Genomic DNA, 1,523 nt, shown 5'->3' on the forward strand with positions numbered 1-1,523 from the left:
CATCCTAATCCTGAAGCCGTTCTTAAATGTTTACCGGCTTGCCGAGGAAATGGCGCGAAATATCCAGATATTTTGGCCGAGGATTTTCTCAAGCAGCGTTTGCGCGAGATCGGCTTGCTCAAATAATTTAAGATCCGCCACCGGTATCCGTAAAAATGATTTTACCGGTGGTGCCCTCAATGGTCAGATGAATGTAGTAACCGCCGAGAGTGACCACTCCCTCTTTGTCGTGAGGAGAATTCGAGCGCAACTTCACAACCCAGTTTCCCTTCACTTTAGAGGCAGACTCGAGGACGGGATTGGGAAAACGATGATATTCGTCTTTGGTGGCCGCTTCAAAGGCGATCTGCACGGCCTGTTTTTCGGTGAGCATCTTATTTTTTTTGGAAGTTTTTCCGTAAACCGCGGAGCTCGATAATACAGCGAGCACCGCAATCATAACGAAGAGAATTTTCGTCACCGATAAATTCATCGGGACTACATACCTACTGGTCTTGTACCGACCGGAGTTCCTGGCACTCCAGGAATACGAGGGGGTGTTCCCCATCCATTGAGGGAAGCATGCACTCGGTTGCGATCAAGACACGCCGGCATTGGCGCGCCGTAAGCTTGATTGATCATTTGGCCGGGGATCGGTCGACCGGGAATTCCCATTCCTGGTCCGCGATGGTAGTAACCCCCATTATGACAATGGAGTTGCTCTCGACGCCCAAACAAGTTTCCACTCAATAGAAGGGCCCCAATTCCACCGATCACACCGCCCCCGAGGGCACCCTCACCGGCCGTCGTGCCGAAAAGTGATGGACCTAAGAATGAGCCGATCAGTGCACCACCGCCAATAGCTAAAAGAGCAATTCCCAAACCACCAAGAGCGTGAGCTTCCTCAATAAAGAGCGAAGCCGATTTTTTACCGCTGAGTGTTTTATAAATCTCCTGAACATTCACATCGTAGGGCTTTTTATTTTGTTTAAAGACGTAGCCGTTGATGATGATTGTTTTGCTATCTTTAATTTCTATAAAATCGCTGAAATTATTTTTATCAAAGAAGATTTTATTTTTTTCAAAGCGAACCACGGGAATGGCAGTGTCCTTGTTAATCCCCATCTTCTGGTATTGACCTTCGAGATTCTTCATCTCCTGCTCGGGTACGTGCATGGCCATAAACTTCATAAATTCTCCAACGGTTTTCATATCGTTGAAAAATTCGGCGGAATACTCTGCCGTTATTTCGGGGGAGTACTCCATCTCTTTACCTTTGTTCGCGGCATAAGCTAACTGTGCAAATAAAGACTGATAAATTAAAACAAAAACGAGAATAAGTTTCATTGAACCTCCAGGGATCCCAGAGGCCATCATACACCGAGCTTTCTGATTTTTAGAGGACCAAAAAGGTTAAACCTAGACCATCGTCCCGAAAAGGTTATTAAGGTTCCAGGTTCCTAAAAGGCAAAGGCAAATCACTTGGTGATTTGCCTTTGTCTTTTAGGAACCTGGAACCTTAATAACCTAGCTATTTGGGGGAG

General features: G+C 46.2%; 2 protein-coding genes. Both read right to left on the reverse strand.

Annotation, left to right across the window (positions count from 1 at the left end):
* Positions 1-127 precede the first annotated feature (127 nt).
* Positions 128-472 carry a hypothetical protein gene (locus K2Q26_14915; GenBank protein ID MBY0316809.1) on the reverse strand — a complete coding sequence of 115 codons (345 nt, stop codon included), beginning with the start codon at positions 470-472 and terminating at the stop codon, positions 128-130.
* A gap of 5 nt (positions 473-477) precedes the next feature.
* On the reverse strand, positions 478-1,326 hold the full coding sequence (locus tag K2Q26_14920; GenBank protein ID MBY0316810.1) for a hypothetical protein: 849 nt from the start codon (positions 1,324-1,326) through the stop codon (positions 478-480).
* Positions 1,327-1,523: the final 197 nt, after the last annotated feature.

The organism is Bdellovibrionales bacterium, from assembly GCA_019750295.1.
Taxonomy (GTDB): Bacteria; Bdellovibrionota; Bdellovibrionia; order Bdellovibrionales; family JAGQZY01; genus JAIEOS01.